The following is an 18862-nucleotide window of genomic DNA, read 5'->3' as shown; positions in this document are numbered from 1 at the left end:
CTCGGCCTGCTCGCCGACCCGACCCGCCTCGACGAGCAGCTGGTCCCGGCGGTCGTCATCGGGCTGGTCCTGCTGCTCGTGGCCCGGCCGCTGTCGGTGTTCCTGTCGACGGTGTGGTTCCGGGTGCCCTGGCGCGAGCAGGCCTTCCTGTCGTGGGCGGGGCTGCGCGGCGCCGTCCCGGTCGTGCTGGCGACCGTCCCGCTGACCGCCGGGACCCCCGACACGGAGTGGATCTTCGACCTCGTCTTCATGCTCGTCGTCGTCTTCACCGTCGTGCAGGGCCCGACGCTGCCCTGGGTGGCCCGCCGGCTCGGGCTCACCGAGGGCGTCCACTCCGTCGACGTCGACCTCGAGTCGACGCCGCTCATCGAGATCGGCGCCGAGGTCGTGAAGGTGTCCGTGGGGAGCGAGTCACGGCTGCACGGCGTGGCCCTCTTCGAGCTGCGCCTGCCCCGGGGCGCCAACGTCACGCTCGTCGTGCGGGGCGGCGAGGGGTTCGTCCCCGAGCCGCACACGACCCTGCGGCACGGCGACCAGTTCCTCGTCGTGGCCACCACGACGGTCCGGCGGCGCACCGTCGAGCGCATCCGGGCGGTCAGCCGCGCCGGTCGCCTCGCGGGCTGGTCGTAGACTGGACGACGGTCTTCCCGTCTCTTTCCGATCACCGAGGTCCTCATGCCCACCTACTCCTATGCGTGCACCGAGTGCGGGCACGCCTTCGACATCCGCCAGTCGTTCACCGAGGACGCCCTGACGGTGTGCCCGGAGTGCGGCCAGCCGCGGCTGCGCAAGGTGATCCACCCGGTCGGCATCGCGTTCAAGGGCTCGGGCTTCTACAAGACCGACTCCCGCGCGTCCAACTCGAGCGGCAAGGGCTCGAAGGCCGCGAGCACCTCGTCGTCGGCCGACTCCTCGGCCGGGGGCTCGAACGGCGGGTCGGACTCCTCCTCGACGGGGTCGTCCTCCCCCGCCGCCTCGTCCTCGTCGTCCTCCTCGTCCTCGTCCTCGACGGCTGCCGCGGGCTCCTCGTCCACATCCTCCTGACGCTGCGGGGCTTCCTCCCCAGGTCCGGGTCGCCCCGGCATCCCGCCGGGGGCCCCGCCCTAGGCTCGGGCCATGACGACTGACGCCGCCGGCCACCCCGACGCCGAGCCCACCGCCCTCCTCGCGCCCGGCGCCGTGACCGGCGCTGCGTCCGCCGCGGCGTCCGGGGCCGGAGGCGGCCCGCGTGCCGAGATCGGCGTCATCGGCGGCTCCGGGCTCTACGACTTCCTCGACGAGTACGAGACCGTCGAGGTCGACACCCCGTTCGGCCGCCCGAGCGACCCCCTCGTCGTCGGCGAGGTCGGGGGCCGGTCGGTGGCCTTCGTCGCACGGCACGGCAAGGGCCACCGGTTCCCGCCGCACCGGGTCAACTACCGCGCCAACCTCTGGGCGCTGCGCGCGGTGGGCGCCCGCCAGGTGCTCGCGCCGTGCGCCGTCGGCTCCCTCCGCGCGGACCAGGGGCCGGGGACCGTGGTCGTCCCCGACCAGGTCGTCGACCGCACCTGGGGTCGCGAGCACACGGTGTACGACGTCGAGGGGCCGGTGGTGCACGTCGGTTTCGCCGACCCGTACTGCCCGAACGGGCGTCGGGTCGCCGTCGACGCCGCCGGGCGCGCCGGGTTCGACGTCGAGGCCCAGGGCACGCTCGTCGTCGTCAACGGACCCCGGTTCTCCAGTCGGGCCGAGTCGGTGTGGCACCAGCAGGCCGGCTGGTCGATCGTCGGGATGACGACGATGCCCGAGGCCGCGCTGGCCCGCGAGCTCGCGCTCTGCTTCACGACGATCGCGCTCGTCACCGACGCCGACGCGGGGGTTGAGGGCGGCCCGGCCGTCACCCACGAGGAGGTGCTGCGCGTGTTCGGCACCAACGTCGAGCGGCTCAAGGCCGTGCTCCGGGACGCGATCGGCAGCCTCCCGACGCACGAGGCGGACGACCTCGCGACGTGCGCCTGCCGCCGCGCCCTCGACGGGCTCGAGCTGCCCTTCCCTCTCCCGTGATGGCCGGGGTGACGACACGGCTCCTCGGGCGCCGGGCGGGCGGTGGCGGACGCGGCGGCCCGGTGGTGCGCGCCGGCCGTGGTGGGCTCGCTGACCGCGCTGGTCGTGATGTCCGGGGCGACCGCGCCGACCGGGCCTGCCGTCCCGCCCGGGGCGGCACCGCCAACGGACCGCGCCGCCGGGCCGCGCGGCGGCTGCGGTGGCGGCGCGGGCTCGCAGCGCTGCTCGCCGGGGTCGCGGTGTGGGCCGGCGTCGGCGCCCTGTCACCGCGAGCATCGGGGACCGTCGGCCTGCCGACCGTCGTCGCGGTCCGCGACGTCGCCGCGGGTGCGGTGCTCGGCGTCGACGACCTGACCGTCGTGTCGCGTCCACCTGCCGAGCGCCCCGACGGCGCGGCCTCCGACGTCGACGCCGTCCTCGGCGCGACGGCGGCGGGTCCACTCCTCGCCCGCGAGGTCGTCGTCCCGAGCCGGCTCCTCGGCGGCTCGGTCCTGGCGGGCCAGCCGACCGACCACGTCGCGCTCACCGTCCCCGTCCTCGACGCGTCGGGGGCCGGTGCCCGACCCGGTGCCCGGGTCGACCTCTACGCCACCGGTACGGGCGAGCGGGCGGCCTCCGACGTCGTCGTCCTCGCGGTGCGGGAGGCCGGCGAGGCCGGCGCGCTCGGCGCAGCCCACCCGCCGCAGGTCACCCTGTCGCTCGGGCCCGACGACGCCACCCGGGTGGCCCGTGGCCTCAGCGCCCTCGAGGCCGGCCAGAGCTTCGTCGTCGCCATCCGGCAGCCCGGAGCGCTCCCGCACTAGGCTCGCAGCCGATGCCCGGTCCCGGCTCGGGGTCCGCAGACTCGAGGGAGGCCTTCATGCTCAAGGGATTCAAAGACTTTCTCCAGCGCGGCAACGTTGTCGACCTCGCCGTCGCCGTGGTCATCGGTGCGGCCTTCACCGCCGTCATCGACGCGGTCGTCAAGGGGCTCATCACGCCGCTCGTCGCCGCGGTCTTCGGCAAGACGGACCTGAGCAAGGTCGGCAACTTCACCGTCAACAACGCCCAGTTCTCCCTCGGTCTCGTCCTCGACGCGGCCTTCCGGTTCCTCTGCGTCGCGGCCGCCGTGTACTTCCTCATCGTGCTGCCGATCAACCGGCTGGCGGCCCTGCGCAAGCGGGGCGTCGAGCCCGAGCCCGAGGCGCCGACGGAGGAGATCATCGTCCTCACCGAGATCCGGGACGCCCTGCGCACCCGCTGACCGGCCGTTCCGCCACCACGTCGGCCGGTACGTGCCACAGGGGCGGGAGCTCGCTGCTCCCGCCCCTCGCACGCCCGGAACGCGCGCTCGACGCCCCCGGTGCTGCCGAGATCAGTCCTCGTCGTGGGGCCGGCCGAGTACCGGGCCCCCGTAGGTCTGCGGACGCTCGTAGCCGCCGTAGATCTCGGCGAGCGCCAGCGGCCGCGCCGCCTCGGCGTGCCGGCCGGCGCGCTGCAGCGTGCGGCCGAGCAGCAGGTGCGCGTAGGCATCGGTCGGGCACTCCTCGATGATCCGCTGCAGCGTCTCCTCGGCATGCCGGAACTGCGCCGAGTGGAAGTAGGCGCGGGCGAGCAGCAGACGCAGCTCGGTGGTCGAGTGAGGCGCCCAGTCCGCCTCACCGGTCGTGGCCGGAGCGGTGGCCTGCGCGTCGACCTCGTCGACGAGGTTGGCGAGCGCGGTGGCTGCGGCGAGGTGGTCACCCCGCTCGAAGAGCCCTTGCGCGAAGGAGAGGCGCAGCTGGAAGGGGGTGGTGTTCATGGGCTCACCAACGCCATGGACCGATGGGACATTCCCGTCCTCCCCTCTCGCGTCCTCACTCGTAGTGCGGGGGGCGCTGCTCCTGGAGCCACTGCTCGCGGCTCGCCTCGTCTGCTTGGGAGGTACCCCATCCGAGGTCGGTGTCGTCGCGGCTGCGGCCGCCGACCGGTGACGGCGCGAGGTCCTCGAGGACGTCCTCCGCCGCGGTCTCCGCCGTCCCACGACGGAAGACGCGGCGTCGCTTGCGCCGCCGTGGCTCGCCGTCGCCCGGGTCGGGGGCACCGGCTGCACCGGCACCGTCGGCTGCACCAGCACCCCCCGACGTGGTCGGCGCCTCCGGTTCGGCCGCATCCGGAGCCGACGCCGTCTGCGCCGCGGTGCCGGCTGCCTCCCGTTCGGGTCGGGTGGCCGGCTCGGCCGCCGTCCCGGAGAGGCGTGTCTCGCGGGCGATCGCGACGATCCGGGAGATCTCGCGGGCGGGGTCACGGAACACGTCCGTGCTCCAGACCCGCTCGTGGATCCAGCCGAGCCGGGCCAGCTGCTCCGGGCGCAGCCGGTCCCGGTCGCGGGTGCTGCGCAGCGCGGCGTACCGGTCACCGTCGGTCTCGACGGCGATGAGGCCACGCCCCCGGTGGTAGGGGTCCTCGACAGCGAGGTCGATGCGCTGGCGCGCCGAGCCGTAGTCCTCGTGGACGGTGAGGCCCTCGCGGCGCAGCCGCTCGGCGAGGTCGCGTCGCAGCGGGTCGCCGGTCGGTGGGTTGGCGGCGAACAGCGTGCCGTCGTCGCTGCGCCGGCCGCCGGTCTCGGCATAGGCGAGGAAGTCACGGAGCATGACGGCGCCGCGGGACTTGAGCCGCTCCGGGTCGAGGTCGGACGCGCGCAGCGCCGACACGACCGTCATCCGCTGGCGGGCCCGGGTGATGGCCACGTTGAGCCGCCGCTCCCCACCCTCCATGTTGAGCGGTCCGAAACGGTGCAGCACCCGCCCGTGCGGGGTCTTGCCGTAGCCGATGGACAGGATGATCGCGTCGCGCTCGTCACCCTGGACCCGCTCGAGGTTCTTGACGAAGAAGCGCTCCGGCCGGTCGGTGTCGAAGAAGTCGGCGACGTCGGGCGCGCGGCGCAACGCGGCCGTGACGGCGTCGTCGAGGCGGTCGGCGTGCTTGATGCCGAGGGCGATGACGCCGAGCGACTCCGTGGGCCGGGTGCGCGCGTGCTCGAGGACGAGCTCGACGACGCGGGCGACCTCGGCCTCGGTCGTCTCGATGGCATCGACGCCGGGCTGGAGGGTGGCCTGCCCGTCGACCGGCTCGAAGGTCACGGCGGAGTCGATCGAGGTGCCGGGGAACGTCGTCAGCCCGCCGTCGTAGACGGCCTGGTTCGCGAAGGCGATGAGGCGCTCGTCGCGGCTGCGGTAGTGCCAGGTGAGGCTGCGCGTCGGCAGCGTCGCCGCGAGGACGTCGAGCACCGACTCGAAGCCCTCGGTCAGCGTCTCGTCGGCCTCGGCCGGTGCGGACTCGTCGTCGGAGACGACGGTGAAGAAGTTCGTCGGGGGCAGCTGCCTCTCGTCGCCCGCGACGACGACCTGGCGCGCCCGGCTGATCGCCGAGATCGCCTGGGCCGGCTGCACCTGCGAGGCCTCGTCGAAGACGACGACGTCGAACCACTTGCCGGGCGGGAGCGTCGAGGCGACAACGAGCGGGCTCATCGCCCAGCAGGGCTTGATCGCCGTCAGCGCGGCGGAGGCCTGCGGCACGAGGTCGCGAAGTGGCTTGTGCCGCCGGGCCTTCCCGGCCTCCGCGCGGACGAGGGCCTCCTGCGCGGGGTGGTCACCGAGGACCTCACGGACGTTGCGGGCGACGGCGTCGCGAACGCGGGCGACCGTGGCCTCCCGGTGGGCGCGGTCGGCCTCGACGTACTCGGCGACGTCGCGTCGCAGCCCCGCACCGTCGTGCGCGCCGTACGCGGGGTCGCGCACGGTGATCTCCTGCGCCACCGAGGCCCACCAGACGTGGTCGACCTCGGCGGTGACCTGCTCGGTGGCGACGCCGCGGCGCGCGAGGTCGTCGACGAGCGGGCCCAGCCCGGCCGAGCGCATCTCGTCGAGGATGCTCGTCACCTGGGGCAGCACCGCGACTCGGTCCGGGCGTGCGGCGAGGGCGGCGAGCCGGTCGCGCAGCGCGTCGAGCGGCAGGTCGGTGAGCGGCGGCTGGTCCTCGCGTTGCGGCAGCCGCGCGTCGAGCCAGTCGAGGTCGCCCTTGACCTCGGCGAGCAGCGCGAGGCCCTCGTCGAGTCGTGGGGAGATCTCGGGGCGACCGCCGCCACCGACGAGGGCGTACCAGTGCTCGCGCTGCTCGGACGCGGCCATGAGCCGGTCGTGCAGGTCGGCCGGCGGGCGGCCCGGCCGCAGCAGGCGCCGGGTCTGCCGGCGGATGCGCCAGCGGTCGAGCCAGCCCATCTCGACGTCGCGCGTCTCGCGCCAGTCGCGGGTGGCGGTGGCGGCGATGTGCTCGCGCAGCGGCGTGTCGAAGACCTCGGGCCGGAACACCTCGAGGGTCTCGCGGACCCGGGACATCGTCGCGAACGCCGAGGCCCAGACGTTGATCGACTCGGCGGCCGGCACCTGCGACTCGGCGAGGATGCCGTTGAGGCGGTTGCCGGTGTCGTCGAGGCCGGTCGTGCTGTACCGCGTCGTGATCTCGAGGGCGCGCGACGCGTCGTCGGCGCTGAGGATGCGGGCACCGAACCAGGGGTCGTCGCCGTCGCGGACCCACGCGCCGAGTCCGGCGGCGTCGCGCAGCCGACGGCCGAGCTCGACGGCTCGGGCCCGGCTGGTCGCCGACAGGTCGCGGCCGGCGACCCGGACCCGGGAGGTGGGTGGCGGCCTGCGCATGCCGAGCTCGATGAGCGCCTGCTCGGCGTCGTGCGCGCTGACGCCCCACGGCTCGCGCACCTCGTGCAGGGCGCGGACGTGGCGCTGGAGGCGGGCCCGGCGGTCCCGCAGCTCGGCGCCGGTGCCGTCACTGGGGCTGTCGGTGTGCTCGAGGGCGGCGTCGAGGCTGCGGCCGAACTGCAGCGCCGTGGCGCGCTTGTTCGTCGGGCCGTCGTAGGCGTCGAGGACGAGGTCGCCCAGACCGAGACGGTCCAGGCGGGTGAGGACGGCGTCGATGGCGGCGCGCTTCTCGGCGACGAACAGCGTCGACTTGCCCTCGGCGGCCAGCGCCGCGATGAGGTTGGCGATGGTCTGCGACTTGCCGGTGCCGGGAGGCCCCTTGACGACGAGGTGCGCTCCGGCACGGACCGCGTCGATCGCGGCGTGCTGGGAGGAGTCGGCGTCGAGGACGAGGTACTCGTGCTCGGGGTCGGGGTCGGGGTCGCTGTCGGGCACGCGCAGCCGCACCGCCGCCAGGGCCGACTCGTCGCCCGCGAGCGCGGCCACGACATCGTGGTCGGCGAGCGACCCGCCCTGCAGCGCGAGGTCGGCGACCATGGGCAGCTTGGCGTAGGAGAAGGTGCCGAGCACGATCCGGGGCGCGATGTCGAGGTCCGAGACGTGGGCGCACTGCTCGAGCAGCGCCGCGAACACGGGGTGGGCATCGAACCCGGAGGGGCCGGTGGCGAGGTCGGCCAGCGCGTCGCCGTCGACCTCGATCCCCTGTTCGGAGCGCAGGTACTCGCGCAGCACGGGGTTGAACTCCACCTCGGGGCCCAGGTCGATCTCGAAGTCGTCCTGCGCGGCGCCGGTGGGCCGCAGCACGCAGGCACGCAGCAGCACGGGCGCGGCCGGTGGCCGTGCGGCCCGCGGCACGGACCACGTCGCCATCCCGATGGCGACGAACCCGGCGGCGATGCCGCGCTCCTCGCGCAGCTCGAGCGCCTTGGCGCGGATGGCGCGGGCGCGACGGCGGGCCTCGTCGAGGGCCGCAGGCTCGCGGAACAGGTCGGACAGGCGCGTACGACGCCCCGCGAGCAGCATCGAGACCCCGCCGGGGTGCGCGGTGGTGAGGTCGAGCGTGCCGGAGGGGAGGTCGCGGTACCACAGCAGGGTGTTGCGGCCACCGAGGTCGACGAGGGCGCGCTGCCACGTCCGCACCGCCGCCGCGACGCGGTCGGCGCGGGGGTCGCCCGAGGTCGACTCGGCCGGGAGGGCAGGGTCGTGCCTGAGCGCTTCGGTCATTCCTGCAGGCTAACGAATCGGCAACCCACCGCCGGGGACCGACGCCTGTGCGTCGGCTGGGTGCCGCGTCCCGTGTCGGCGGCCGTCGATGCCAGCCCTCGGACGCGTCCGGAGGCGTGCGGACGCCTGCGGTGGGCTCCGGAGCGGACGCGACACGGCGGAGGGCATCGGCTCAGGCGCAGCTCAGGTGCAGTCGATGGTCGGCGCGGTGGGCAGGCGCCGGAAGGTCTCGTGGTGCCCGACGTCGTCGGAGAAGAGTGCGGTGTCGTCGCTGAGCACCACCCGGCCGGCGTGGTACGGGTTGCCCCACCCGGGCGGCGGGTTGCCTCGACCGTCGTCGAGCGGGCCGCCGTCGCGCTCGAACCAGTCGCCGTCGACGACGAGGTAACGCACACCGCAGTGCGTCTCCAGCAGGACGTCGATGGTCGCCGTAGTCGTGCCCATGGTGGTCGAGGGGTCCGGCACCGGGACACCGGACGAGCAGGCGGCCAGCGTGGGGCCGGGGAGGGCGAGCGTGAGCCAGCACGCGCCGGCGCACAGCAGCGCGCGCGTCCCTCCCATGGCTGGCCCTTCGTCGGCGAGTCGTCCGGTCAGTCGGTCTGTCGGTCCCGCCCGGCCAGTATCCCGCGGCGACGTCCGGCCGCGGCACCGACCGCGTCGACGGCTCGCTGCACTCCGCGGGTGTCAACCAGGGACGCGCCGAACCGCTGGCCCGCACCGGCGACTCCCCCGCACACGTCGGCCGGTTACGTGTGCGGGGGCGTCCGGTCGCGCACTCGACTGGGGCAGGATGCCCAGCGCGACGGCCGCACCGGCCGTTCGCGCAGGGGGAGGCGTCAGCGGAACGAGCTCGGGAAGGCTCCGATGATGCCGCCGCTCAGCATGTCGGCCATCTGGAGGATGTGCGCGTGCACCGCCTCGTAGTCGGTCACGCCGGCGCTGTAGCTGCCGGACAGCTCGTGGGCCGCCTCGGACAGGGTCTGGTCGAGGTGGACCCGCATGTCGTCGCGCATCATGGCCTGGGGCCAGAACCGCGGGTTGGCCTGCGCCAGGAAGTCGGCGATGTCCTCCGCGTTCGCGTACCAGCGGTTCTTGGCGTCAGTGAACGCGGTGGTGTCGCCGGCCTTCGCCGCCTTCAGGACCTCGACGGCGATGGTGATGTGGTCGTGGAGCAGCGCCGTCAGCCGTTGGCCCGCCGCCTCTCCGTAGAAGGGCACGATCGCGTCGCCGATGTCGGTCTGGTTCTGCAACAGCCGATCGGCGGTCGCCGGGAAGCCGGCGGAGCCGTCCGCGAACGTCACGATCGCGAGCCGGGTCCAGGTGACGTGGTCCTCCCACAGCTTGCGCATCTGGTCGTGGAACGCCTGCTGCGCCACGGTTCTCGGCGCCACCTCGTGGGTGTGGGCGAGGGTGACCGGCTGGGCGTCGGCGCTGCCACGAGGAAGCGTCCAGGTGAGGAAGGCGCTGGCGAGGGCGACGGCAAGGAGGGAGAACAGGAAGCCGCGGCGTCTGGACGGCGCGGGCGACTCGGCCGCGAGGGCGGAGGAGGACGAGGGGCGTTCGGTGGCCATGCGTGGTCCTTCCCGATGCTGATGGTCGATGGTGAACGGGAGGGTTCGCCGCCCCGAAACGGGAGGCGTCATCCGGACGGGAACCGGCAGGCGAGGCTCTGTGAGCAGTTCGTGTCGATGCGGTGACGGATGCTTACCGCGTGGCGCCACCCGCCCGGCGAGGCCCGCCCGGCGAGGCCCGCCCGGCGAGGCCGGGCCGGCGCGTTCGCGGCCGGTTCAGCGAGGCGGTAACCGGGGCGTCGCTCCGCATGGGAGCAGGCTGGAGGACCAACGTGCCGATCCCTCCCTTAAGGGACCCCACCTGCGAATGTCCTGTCAGTCCAGCCGGTTCGACGGTGCGCCCGACGACGTCGGCCTAACGTGGCACGCAGCCTGCGGCTCGGGGGCCCAGCACAGGCCCGGAAGACCGGCTCCGATGCCGGCCGTTCTGCGGAAGGACCGCTCATGATCGGACACGGGCTCACCAGGCGTCATGCCACGGCGACCCTCGTCGCGCTGGGTCTCGCCGGCGCCTCAACCATGCTCGGCGCGACCTCGGCGCGCGCGGCCAGCGACTACAACGGGGCCGTCTACCAGGTGGAGATCTCGCTCAACTGCACGAAACCGGGCGCACCGTGCCAGAACATCTTCGGCCTGGGCGGCATCTGGGGATGGATCGCGCTCATGCCCGGCGACGCCACGAACACGTGGGGCATCGGCAACGCGCAGATCGCGGAATGCGGCCACGCGGGCGCCGGTGGTGGCGGAGCGGGCGCCGGGCACGAGGACTACGACCCGGCCTGGCGGGTCATCGTGTCGTCGACGCCGCCGTCGCCGACGACGCCCAAGGACCCGAACAACAGGTACATCGTCATCGACGGGTCCCCGGACGGTCAGGTGTCCCCCTTCATCGTCCCGGCGACGTACGGCCACTACTCGGTGAGCTTCATGGGTGCCTTCGGGCAGGAGCAGATCGCTCCGTGACAGCCGTCCCTGACCTCGGCGGTGACCGGCGGCAGGGATAGGGGGGAGGGGCGGGACCGCAGGTCACCGCGACGTGGCGTGCGGTCCCTGCCGTCCGAGTTCGGCGAGCTCCGGGACTGCCGCGGCGTGCGAGGAGAACAAGCACCCGAACTCGTGCTGGCCACGTCGTGCAGTGCTTCGATGGGTCATGGCTAACGCCCGACGGCACCGGAGCGTCGCAGGACGCATCATCGGCCTCGGCCACGTGCTCACAGGTGGGGCGGCGCTGGTCTTCGCCGGCGCGTTGGTCGTGGCGGGGCGGTCACCCATGGCCGGGCTGGAGGGGGTGCTTCTGCCGCTGGGTCTGCTGCTTGCCCTGGCCGCCGGGGTCTTCGTCTACACGGCGGCCATCGTTCTGCGACGTGCACCGGACGAGCGTCGCGGTCCCTCGCTCGTGCTCAGCACCGTCGAGCTCCTCGTCGGGGCTGCCCTGGCGGTGGGGTTCATGAACGGGCGGGCGGGCAGTCCTGCCGACTACCCGGGTCCGCCTCCGAACGCCCACGGGCCCGACGTCGAGTGGAGTGATCCGATCTTCGTGCCGTCGGTCCTGCTCGTGGTTCTCGGCCTCGCCGGTCTGGGTCTCGAGGTCGCGTCCCGGCGCGCGGCCAGACCCTGAAAGGCGTGCTGGGTCCACCGGCGTGCCCGGCGCCCTCGTGTGCGGGGCCGCGGCGGCGGTCCAGTAGCCTGTCCCCGTTGGTCGGCCCGACGGGCCTCGTTACAGCGAGGGTTACAGCGACCCTTTCAGCGAGGTTTCCAGCGAGGGTCTCAGCCATCCCCCGCCCTCGTAGCTCAGGGGATAGAGCACCGCTCTCCTAAAGCGGGTGTCGCAGGTTCGAATCCTGCCGGGGGCACCAAACGCCGTTCCGCAGGTCAACGGCCATTTTCGCTGTGGCCCTCCCCCGTCCCAGATGGTGCGCCACTCCGATCCGCACACGTGCCGTCCGAGGGCCATCCCGCCCCCTGCCCGACCAGGTGGCGCCTGCCATCTGGTTCGCGCGTGCGAGAACCAGGCCGCCGTGGCTGGCGACGAATCGGTCAAACCGTCGGATGGACCTTCACCGCCCCCGCCGGCTCGGAGTTCCTCGCCGCCCGCCTGGGTGCCGCCCTACGTGTCCACAACGTGCGCAGGGGAGGACGAAAGCCTCTATGGCACGAGCTGCTTCGAGCAGACGCCCGCGTCGGTCGGATTCGTGAACCCCCGATGAGGGGCCGGCCCGTAGGCGGCGAGTCCACTCAGAAGGCTGGCAGGGGCTGCTGGGCGTGTGGGCCCTGGCGGCGTGCCTCGAGCACGGCGTCTCCCAACCGCTCCCGAGCCATCGCCAGGCACGCGTACACCGCTCCTCGTGCCACCGACAGGCCGAGGACCTGGGTCACCGTCCTGACCTCGGGAACCGCCGGAAGGCTCTTGTCGAGCCGCCTTCGCACCTCGGGGAGGACTTCGTCGACGAGCGGGCTCAATCGACCCACGAAGAAGACCGACTCCGGGTCCAGCGTCACGGCGACGGCGGTGACAGCGGTGACGACGGCGGTGGTGAAGGCGTCCAGCACCTCGGCACGCGGACCGTCGTCGTGGGGTAGCAGCCACAGATCTTCGACGCGCTCAAGAGCGAGTCCCCGCGCTCGAGCGAACCGGAGCAGGCCGCTGACGCTGAGGAGCCCATCGAGGGGCTCGCTGCCGACCCCGGAGAACAGCACACCGATGTCGCCGAAGGCAGGCGTCCGCCCTCGGAGGAGCTCCTGGTCGGTGCAGCCGGCGACGTTGAGGATGCTGCTCACGCTGAAGAGAGCAGCATCTCGCAGGGTGGTGTCCTCGACGAGGACCCCGAGCAAGGACGCGTTGGCATCGCTGTCGAGGAGCACGGGAGCGTCGACCAGGTCGGCCAGGGCTCGCTGGAGGCCAGAGCCCGCGAAGACCGTCATCGACTCCGCCGGGCCGAAGATCTCTGTGCCGTTCCGGACCCGGCCGGGCACCGCGACGACGACCTGGCGCAACGGCCCCTCTGCCGAAGCGCTGGTCTCCGCCATCAGGGCGACCAGCCACTGCGCGGTGTTCCCGACCTCCTCGCGGGTCACCGTGGGCACGATGACCTGTCCCAGCTCGCGACCCCTGAGGTCGGCGACCAGGACACAGGTCGTCTGCATGCCGAAGCTGATGCCCACGACGTGCCCCATCGTGCCGGGCACGTCCAGGTACGTGGACCGGCGGCCACGGCCGGCGACCTCGTCGACTCCGCCGTCGACGACGAAGCCGTCCACCCGAAGCTCCTCGACGGCGCGCGACACCGTGGCCTTGCTCAAGCCCGTCAGGTCGATGACCTCGTTGCGCGTCAGCGGCGCCCGAGACAGCAGCACGTCGAGGACGGATGCCTTGTTGTAGTCGCGGGACGTGGGGTTGCTGCTCACGCGAGGACCCTAGCGATGCGGAGTCGGTCAGGGCTGCTCACGACGGCGAACCCCGGAGCTGGGCAACGACGTCCGCCAGGGGCACCGCCAGGGCACGTTCGACGTTGACCCAGTCGTCCTTGGCGTGGGCCAGGAGGTAGTCGCGCCGTTCCGGCACGCGCTCCGCGCGCCAGTTGGTGATCAGCGCGCGGAGCGTGAGCCGCGCCAACGCGGCCGCCGGCAGCAGGGGCAGCTCCCGGTCCCTGATCGGCCGGGCGCTCTCGTAGCCGGCGACGAAGCCGCAGGCCTCGCGCCACGGCTGCTCCGACGTCCGGCCCAGCAGGTTCGCCATCGCCACCGCGGGATCGAAGATGACCGCGCTGCGCATGGTGTCACCGAAGTCGATGACACCGGTGACGTAGTCGACGCTCTGCTCGTCGACGACCACGTTGTACGGGCTGTAGTCACCGTGGATCACCTGCGTCTCGAGGTCGTCCAGCCTCGGGACGATGGTTGCCTCGAACAGCTCGAACACCCTGTCGGCCAGCCGCCGGTGCACGGCATCCGGGGTGTGCTCGACGAGCTCGGTCAGCTCGTGGAAGTGCCGGATGTCCCACACCAGGCCCCGGCGGTCCGCCGGGTGCGCAAACGCCTCGAGCGCCACGTCGACTCGTCCGAGCATCTGGCCGACCTTGGCGAGCTGCTCGCCGTCCGCGTTCACCTGAGCCCAGACCGCGCCGTCGACGAAGTCGAAGACGCGCAGCACCCGGGCGGTGCCGTCACCTGCCTCGATGAGCACGTGGTCGCGTCCGTCCACGGTCAGCCTCACCCGCTGGACGGGCAGCTCGGGCGATGCGCTTTCGAGGAAGCGCATCGCGGCCGTCTGAAACTCGACGACCGCCCGGGCCTCGTCAGGTGGTGAGACCTTCACGAGGTAGCGGGCCGAGTCACCCCTGAGCCGGAACGTGTCGTCCTTCTCCGTGGCCAGCGGGTGGAGCCGTCCGGAGAGGTGGTAGTGCTCGTCGAGGAGGAGGCTGACGAGCCCCACGTCGATGGGCGTGTGCGACGACCTCATGCCGCTTTCGGCGAAGAGCCGTTCAGCCGGGCTCGAGCGTGGTGAGGCGTGCACTGTCGGTCCCTTCGGCCGGGCTGCTACAGACGGTCCTTGGCGACCTCGGCGAAGGTCTCCAGGAACCGGGTCACATCGGCGGAGCTGAAGGCCAGCGGAGGACGGACCTTCAGGACGTTGGCACCCCGGGCAGTGCCGCTGATGAGGATTCGACGATCCCGCATGTCGTTGATGACGTCCTCGGCTCGGGCCCGGTCCGGCGCCCGCGTCTCCAGATCCTCGACGATCTCCACGGCGACGTACAGACCGCTGCCGCGCACCTGGGCGACGTGCGGTGACTCGCGGGTGATCTCCTCGAGTCCGGCTCGCAGCGCCGTGCCGTTCTCGAGGACGCGCTGCTGCACGTTCTCCTCCTCGAACACGTCGAGCACCGCGGCCCCGGCCGCCACCGGGATCGAGCTGCCGGCGAAGGTGTTGAAGTAGCGGACGTTGCGCCCGAACTCCTCGGACACCTCGGGCCGGAAGACCACACCCGAGAGCGGCACTCCGTTGCCCATCGGCTTGCCCAGGGTGACGATGTCCGGCAGCACGCCGTGGCGGGCGAACCCCCACATGGCGTCCCCGAGGCGGGCGAAGCCCGACTGCACCTCGTCCGCGATGTAGACGCCTCCGGCGGCGTGGACCTCCTCCACCACGGCCTGCATGTAGCCGACCCTGTCGGTGAAGATCCCGTCGCTGCTGTAGGCGCTGTCCGTGACCAGGGCCGCGAGCCGGTAGCCGTGGCGCTCGAGGTCGTCGATTGCGGCACGCACCTGGGCGCGCATGTGCTCGGCCAGCGTGGATCCGGGAGCAACGAGTCGCGGGTCAGGAGGGTCGATGAGCCGGACGTTCGGTCCCAGCGGTGAGCCCTTGCCCAGAGTCGGTGAGAACCGCGAGACCTCGCTGGTGATGCCGTGGTAGGCCCACCGCGTCACGATGATTCCCTCGCCGCCGGTGTAGTACTTCGCCACCCGCATCGCGAGGTCGTTGGCCTCCGAGCCGCTGCAGGCCAGGCTCAGCTTCGACAGGCCCTTGGGGAACGTCGCCAGGAGCCGCTCCGCGTAGTCGACCAGCGCCTCCTGGACGTAGCGCGTGTTCGTGTTGACCGCCGCCATCTGGCGGTGGACCGCTTCGACGACGTGGGGATGGGCGTGCCCCACGCACGGCACGTTGTTGTAGGCGTCGAGGTAGTCGTTGCCGTCGAGGTCGAACAGGTGCGCTCCGCGACCGCAGACGAACTCCACCGGCTCGCGGTACATCAGCATGTAGCCCGGGCCGAGCACCTCGTTCCGCCGCCGGATGGTCTCCTGGAGATGCTGCGGAAGTGTGCCCACCACCCCGGGGTCGAACCCGTTGGGAAAGCCGGCGATCGCTCGGCTGAGGCTGGAAGACATGGTGAGGACCTTCGTCGCAGCTCAGATGCCGAGCAGCGTGTTGAGCTCGTCCAGGGACTTCACGACCGTGAGGCCGTAGCCCGGCGGCACCGGGTCGTAGCCGCGGTCGAGCAGCACGAGGTTGCGGAAGCCCATGTCGTGCATCGGCAGCGGGTCGTAGCGGGTGTGCGAGGACACGTGGACGAAGTCCTCGGGCTTGGCGTCGAGCTGGTCGAGCATGTACTCGAACGCGGCGTACCGGGGCTTGTAGTAGCCGGCCTGCTCGGCGGTGAAGACGGCGTGGAAGGGCGCCTCCAGCCGCGGCACGCTCTCCTCGAGGAAGTCGTTGCTGGCGTTGGAGAGGATGACGAGCTTGTAGTGCTCGGCCATCTTCTTCAGCGGCTCGACGACGTCGGGGTGCGGGCCCCAGCTGCGGACGCCGTCGGCGAACCGCTTGCCCGCCGTGGGGTCGGACTCGATGCCCCACTTGCGGCAGACCCGGTCGAAGGCGCTCTGCAGCACCTGCTCGTAGGGGTAGTACGCGTCGAGGACGGCGTCGTAGCGGTAGCCGCGGAACTCGGCGACGAACTGGTCCCACTGCTCCGCCGGGATCTGGTCGCCGACCAGCTCCTTGGTGATCGGGGTCATCGGCCAGCTGATCAGCGTGCCGTAGCAGTCGAACGAGACGTACTTCGGCCGGAAGGTGGAGGTGCTCATGGTGCGCCTTTCGATGAGTGTGCGTGGGGAGGACGGACCCTCGTGCTGGGCTCAACACTAGCAGACTTAGTTCCAGTTGCAAACTGAAACATGAACTGGCAATGCAGAGCAGCCCTGCGCTCGCCCTCCAACTCACAGCCGGCCAATCTCCCACCGAGCGCGCGCGTGTGTCACCGTGGAGATCCGGACCGGTGACGCGGCCCGCGGGCCTGCTCACCCCGGACCGGAACTGCACGGACTCGCTCGCCCCGCCGCGGCGCCCCCGGACCCAGGCACTCGCCTCCCGGACCTGGCCACCCGAACGCGGCGGGGCGCGCCACGTCCCGCCCCGGGGCGCCCGACGCGTCCGGCGCCCTCCCCGACCCATGGTGTCCCGAGCGCCCGACCGGGTACGGCTCCACGGCACCAGCGTCGGAGAAAGGACGGACAGCATGAGTGTCACGAGCTTCCAGGACCTGCCGCTCGCCGACCGCGACCGCGAGTGGGACGGCGACGCCGCCGAGAAGCGGGTCCGCGCCTGGGCCGGCGCCGAGGAGGAGCCGAACGAGAAGTACCGCGACGCCCACGTCTGGTACGACAAGGACAAGAAGGACAACTTCACGGCCTACAAGCTGCTCATCGCCGACGTCGTCGACGGTCGGCTGCGTGCGGTCCCCCGTGGCGTCATGGCGGCCGCTGCCGTCATGCAGGGTTCCCGCGGTGGTGTCGACCTGCCCTCCTCGGATGTCGACCGGGTCCGCAGCCATCTCGCGAAGTACTACGCCAAGATGGGCGAGGACGCCCCGTGGGAGCGGGACTGAACGCGTCCGCAGGCAGTCCGACGCGCTCGCAGGGAACTCGCGGGCGACCCGGCCGAGGTCACCTGCCGACCTGTTCCAAGCCCGCGAGCGCCGGGTACGGCGAGCACATGAGCAGAACGGTTGCAGCGATCGTCGCCGAGCTGGCGCAGGTCGAGGACGAGGTCCGCTGGGCCTCGCTCGCCTCCGGTACCCGAGCCCCCGACGCCTCGCGCCTCGCCGAGCTGAGTGCTCGCGAGGACGCGCTGGTGCGAGAGCTGCGAGCCGTCGACGTCAGCATCGACCTGTCCGTCGCGCCGACGCCTGCCTGACCAGCCCGATCGGCCGGGCTTGAGCGCCGGCGCCCAACGGCCCCTGCAGGATCGGCCCACACTCCGCGTCAGCCCGTGCCACGATGAACGCGTCGCACGACGAACGGAGCGCCTGATGGCCACCGACCCCGCCCACGGGTTCCTCACCGAGCCGCCGGTGACCGACGCCGTCCGCGCCTCCTTCGAGGGCGACCTCGGCACCCAGGGGTTCGTCATGAACCTGTCGCACCTGTGGGCGCACCACCCGGCGGCGCACGACACGCTCTTCGGACTCCTCGCCGACATGGTGCGCCTGGGCGGCCTCACCTTCCGGCAGCGCGGCATCCTCATCAGCGCCGCCGCGGCCACGGGCAGCGACTCCTACTGCGCCCTGGCGTGGGGCAACCGGCTCGCCGGCGAGGCGGGCCCGGACGTCGCCGCGGCGGTGCTGGCCGGCGACGACGCTCCGCTCGACCCCGCCGATGCCGCACTCGCCGGCTGGGCGCGCACCGTCGCCCGCGACGCCAACTCCACGACACCCGCCGACCTCGAGCCGCTGCGCGCCGCCGGCTTCGACGACCGGCAGATCTTCGCCATCACCGTCTTCGTCGCGCTGCGGCGGGCCTTCTCGATGGTCAACGCCGCCCTGGGGGCGCTGCCCGATGCCCAGCTGCGCTCGGCCGCGCCCGGGCCGGTCGACGAGGCGGTGTCCTTCGGCCGCCCCAGCGCCGGGGCGCCCTCGGCGACGACGCTCGGGGACGCGTCGCCGACCGCCGCCGGCTAGCTACGCCTCGTCGCCACCCTGCACGGCGACCCCACGCAGCAGGGCGAGGTAGTCCTCGACCGGGCGGGCCCCCGGTACGGCGGCGAACCCGTTGGCCAGGACGAACGGCGTCACCGTGATGCCGAGGTCGCGGGCCTGCCTCTCGTCGGCGCGCACGTCGTCGGCGTACGTGTCGGACGCGAGCACGGCGGCGACCCGCCGCTCGTCGAGGCCGCACTCGGCGCAGAGGCGCTGGAGCACCTCGTGGTCGTCGAGCGCCTGCCCCTCGCGGAAGTGCGCGGAGAAGAAGCGCTCGACGGCAGCCGCCTGCAGGGCCCGGCCGCCCATCTCGCGCGCCAGGGCCACGAGCCGGTGCGCGTCGAAGGTGTTGGCCATGACCGCGGTGTCGAAGTCGAAGACGAGGTCGTGGGCCTCGGCCGCCTCGATGGCCTTGGCGTTGAGGATGTGCCCGGCGACGGGGTCACCGTTGGTCCGCGAGCCGATCTGGTCCTGCGCGCGGTCGTTGCGCCCGACCGGCCACTCGGGGTCCAGCTCGTAGGCCCGCAACCGCACCGACACGTCGTGGGGCCGCTCGAAGGCGTGGATCGCGGCTTCGATCCGGTGCTTGGCGATCCATGACCACGGGCAGACGAGGTCGCCCCAGACGTCGAGCTCGATGAGGGTCGTGGACTCTGCGGCAGCCTGGACGGTCATCACGTCATCCAACCACGCCGGCGAGGAACGACGTCGCGCCCCCGACCCGTTCGGGTCCTGTCTCTTATACACATCTCCGAGCCCACGAGACGCGTAGTAATCTGGGGGGGGGGTTTTTGTGTTGGAGGGAAGGGGGGGGGGGGGG

Annotated in this window: 19 protein-coding genes and 1 tRNA gene; 11 read left to right on the top strand and 9 right to left on the bottom strand. The window is 72.6% G+C overall.

Annotated features, from left to right (window positions below):
* From ACPYOM_RS14065 to mscL, 5 genes are all read left to right on the top strand, one after another.
* On the top strand, positions 1-630 hold a 630-nt coding region (locus tag ACPYOM_RS14065), incomplete at its 5' end, for a cation:proton antiporter domain-containing protein (protein WP_481346433.1).
* A gap of 45 nt (positions 631-675) precedes the next feature.
* Positions 676-1044, top strand: a complete 369-nt coding sequence (locus ACPYOM_RS14060; protein ID WP_481346432.1) for an FmdB family zinc ribbon protein — start codon at positions 676-678, stop codon at positions 1042-1044.
* Positions 1045-1116: 72 nt separating this feature from the next.
* Entirely contained in the window at positions 1117-2043 is a 927-nt protein-coding gene (locus tag ACPYOM_RS14055; protein ID WP_481346431.1) for an S-methyl-5'-thioadenosine phosphorylase, read from the top strand.
* An 8-nt stretch (positions 2044-2051) separates the two neighbouring features.
* On the top strand, positions 2052-2846 hold the full coding sequence (locus ACPYOM_RS14050; protein WP_481343879.1) for an SAF domain-containing protein: 795 nt from the start codon (positions 2052-2054) through the stop codon (positions 2844-2846).
* Positions 2847-2902: 56 nt separating this feature from the next.
* Positions 2903-3286 (top strand): large conductance mechanosensitive channel protein MscL, encoded by a 384-nt coding sequence (mscL, locus tag ACPYOM_RS14045; RefSeq protein WP_481343878.1) that lies wholly within the window; start codon positions 2903-2905, stop codon positions 3284-3286.
* Positions 3287-3397: 111 nt separating this feature from the next.
* On the opposite strand, the gene ACPYOM_RS14040 is transcribed toward mscL, so the two are convergent.
* The 4 genes from ACPYOM_RS14040 to ACPYOM_RS14025 form a co-directional block, all read right to left on the bottom strand.
* Entirely contained in the window at positions 3398-3823 is a 426-nt protein-coding gene (locus tag ACPYOM_RS14040; protein WP_481343877.1) for a tetratricopeptide repeat protein, read from the bottom strand.
* A gap of 55 nt (positions 3824-3878) precedes the next feature.
* Positions 3879-8000 (bottom strand): AAA domain-containing protein, encoded by a 4122-nt coding sequence (locus tag ACPYOM_RS14035; protein ID WP_481346430.1) that lies wholly within the window; start codon positions 7998-8000, stop codon positions 3879-3881.
* Between the two features lie 183 nt (positions 8001-8183).
* Positions 8184-8561, bottom strand: a complete 378-nt coding sequence (locus tag ACPYOM_RS14030) for a hypothetical protein (RefSeq protein WP_481342479.1) — start codon at positions 8559-8561, stop codon at positions 8184-8186.
* Between the two features lie 275 nt (positions 8562-8836).
* Positions 8837-9571 carry a hypothetical protein gene (locus ACPYOM_RS14025; RefSeq protein ID WP_481346429.1) on the bottom strand — a complete coding sequence of 245 codons (735 nt, stop codon included), beginning with the start codon at positions 9569-9571 and terminating at the stop codon, positions 8837-8839.
* A 444-nt stretch (positions 9572-10015) separates the two neighbouring features.
* Between ACPYOM_RS14025 and ACPYOM_RS14020 the strand changes: the two genes are divergently transcribed.
* The 3 genes from ACPYOM_RS14020 (at position 10016) to ACPYOM_RS14010 (ending at position 11427) form a co-directional block, all read left to right on the top strand.
* On the top strand, positions 10016-10534 hold the full coding sequence (locus ACPYOM_RS14020; protein WP_481342481.1) for a hypothetical protein: 519 nt from the start codon (positions 10016-10018) through the stop codon (positions 10532-10534).
* A gap of 187 nt (positions 10535-10721) precedes the next feature.
* Positions 10722-11189: a hypothetical protein gene (locus tag ACPYOM_RS14015; protein WP_481346428.1), complete on the top strand. Its 468-nt coding sequence runs from the start codon at positions 10722-10724 to the stop codon at positions 11187-11189.
* Positions 11190-11351: 162 nt separating this feature from the next.
* Positions 11352-11427 (top strand) — tRNA-Arg (locus tag ACPYOM_RS14010).
* A 379-nt stretch (positions 11428-11806) separates the two neighbouring features.
* Here ACPYOM_RS14010 and ACPYOM_RS14005 read toward each other — a convergent pair.
* From ACPYOM_RS14005 to ACPYOM_RS13990, 4 genes are all read right to left on the bottom strand, one after another.
* Positions 11807-12976 carry an ROK family transcriptional regulator gene (locus ACPYOM_RS14005; RefSeq protein WP_481346427.1) on the bottom strand — a complete coding sequence of 390 codons (1170 nt, stop codon included), beginning with the start codon at positions 12974-12976 and terminating at the stop codon, positions 11807-11809.
* 37 nt (positions 12977-13013) lie between these two features.
* Complete coding sequence (locus tag ACPYOM_RS14000) at positions 13014-14030, bottom strand: phosphotransferase (RefSeq protein WP_481346426.1); 1017 nt, start codon at positions 14028-14030, stop codon at positions 13014-13016.
* Between the two features lie 77 nt (positions 14031-14107).
* A complete protein-coding gene (locus tag ACPYOM_RS13995) occupies positions 14108-15457 on the bottom strand; it encodes an aspartate aminotransferase family protein (RefSeq protein ID WP_481346425.1) in 1350 nt (449 codons plus the stop codon).
* Positions 15458-15478: 21 nt separating this feature from the next.
* Positions 15479-16153, bottom strand: a complete 675-nt coding sequence (locus ACPYOM_RS13990) for a haloacid dehalogenase type II (RefSeq protein WP_481340864.1) — start codon at positions 16151-16153, stop codon at positions 15479-15481.
* Between the two features lie 431 nt (positions 16154-16584).
* Here ACPYOM_RS13990 and ACPYOM_RS13985 point away from each other — a divergent pair, with 431 nt between their 5' ends.
* The 3 genes from ACPYOM_RS13985 to ACPYOM_RS13975 all read left to right on the top strand — a co-directional run bounded on the left by ACPYOM_RS13985 (position 16585) and on the right by ACPYOM_RS13975 (position 18024).
* A complete protein-coding gene (locus ACPYOM_RS13985) occupies positions 16585-16953 on the top strand; it encodes a hypothetical protein (protein WP_481340865.1) in 369 nt (122 codons plus the stop codon).
* A gap of 107 nt (positions 16954-17060) precedes the next feature.
* Positions 17061-17261 carry a hypothetical protein gene (locus tag ACPYOM_RS13980; RefSeq protein WP_481340866.1) on the top strand — a complete coding sequence of 67 codons (201 nt, stop codon included), beginning with the start codon at positions 17061-17063 and terminating at the stop codon, positions 17259-17261.
* Between the two features lie 115 nt (positions 17262-17376).
* Positions 17377-18024, top strand: a complete 648-nt coding sequence (locus ACPYOM_RS13975) for a carboxymuconolactone decarboxylase family protein (protein WP_481346424.1) — start codon at positions 17377-17379, stop codon at positions 18022-18024.
* On the opposite strand, the gene ACPYOM_RS13970 is transcribed toward ACPYOM_RS13975, so the two are convergent.
* Positions 18025-18862 (bottom strand): DsbA family oxidoreductase (locus ACPYOM_RS13970; RefSeq protein ID WP_481346423.1); only part of this gene is annotated, 838 nt, incomplete at its 5' end.

The organism is Monashia sp. HAY1-2A (genome assembly GCF_056755315.1).
The sequence above is the reverse complement of the archived record's forward strand: the minus strand, read 5'-3'. Positions and strand labels throughout refer to the sequence as shown.

Excerpts from the sequence above, each read along its gene's own strand:
- ACPYOM_RS13980 (WP_481340866.1), top strand. The coding sequence starts at position 17,061 with ATGAGCAGAACGGTTGCAGCGATCGTCGCCGAGCTGGCGCAGGTCGAG.
- ACPYOM_RS14025 (WP_481346429.1), bottom strand. The coding sequence starts at position 9,571 with ATGGCCACCGAACGCCCCTCGTCCTCCTCCGCCCTCGCGGCCGAGTCG.
- ACPYOM_RS13990 (WP_481340864.1), bottom strand. The coding sequence starts at position 16,153 with ATGAGCACCTCCACCTTCCGGCCGAAGTACGTCTCGTTCGACTGCTAC.
- ACPYOM_RS14015 (WP_481346428.1), top strand. The coding sequence starts at position 10,722 with ATGGCTAACGCCCGACGGCACCGGAGCGTCGCAGGACGCATCATCGGC.
- ACPYOM_RS14035 (WP_481346430.1), bottom strand. The coding sequence starts at position 8,000 with ATGACCGAAGCGCTCAGGCACGACCCTGCCCTCCCGGCCGAGTCGACC.
- ACPYOM_RS14055 (WP_481346431.1), top strand. The coding sequence starts at position 1,117 with ATGACGACTGACGCCGCCGGCCACCCCGACGCCGAGCCCACCGCCCTC.
- ACPYOM_RS14030 (WP_481342479.1), bottom strand. The coding sequence starts at position 8,561 with ATGGGAGGGACGCGCGCGCTGCTGTGCGCCGGCGCGTGCTGGCTCACG.
- ACPYOM_RS13985 (WP_481340865.1), top strand. The coding sequence starts at position 16,585 with ATGAGTGTCACGAGCTTCCAGGACCTGCCGCTCGCCGACCGCGACCGC.
- ACPYOM_RS14020 (WP_481342481.1), top strand. The coding sequence starts at position 10,016 with ATGATCGGACACGGGCTCACCAGGCGTCATGCCACGGCGACCCTCGTC.
- ACPYOM_RS14000 (WP_481346426.1), bottom strand. The coding sequence starts at position 14,030 with ATGAGGTCGTCGCACACGCCCATCGACGTGGGGCTCGTCAGCCTCCTC.
- ACPYOM_RS14040 (WP_481343877.1), bottom strand. The coding sequence starts at position 3,823 with ATGAACACCACCCCCTTCCAGCTGCGCCTCTCCTTCGCGCAAGGGCTC.
- ACPYOM_RS13975 (WP_481346424.1), top strand. The coding sequence starts at position 17,377 with ATGGCCACCGACCCCGCCCACGGGTTCCTCACCGAGCCGCCGGTGACC.
- mscL (WP_481343878.1), top strand. The coding sequence starts at position 2,903 with ATGCTCAAGGGATTCAAAGACTTTCTCCAGCGCGGCAACGTTGTCGAC.
- ACPYOM_RS13995 (WP_481346425.1), bottom strand. The coding sequence starts at position 15,457 with ATGTCTTCCAGCCTCAGCCGAGCGATCGCCGGCTTTCCCAACGGGTTC.
- ACPYOM_RS14060 (WP_481346432.1), top strand. The coding sequence starts at position 676 with ATGCCCACCTACTCCTATGCGTGCACCGAGTGCGGGCACGCCTTCGAC.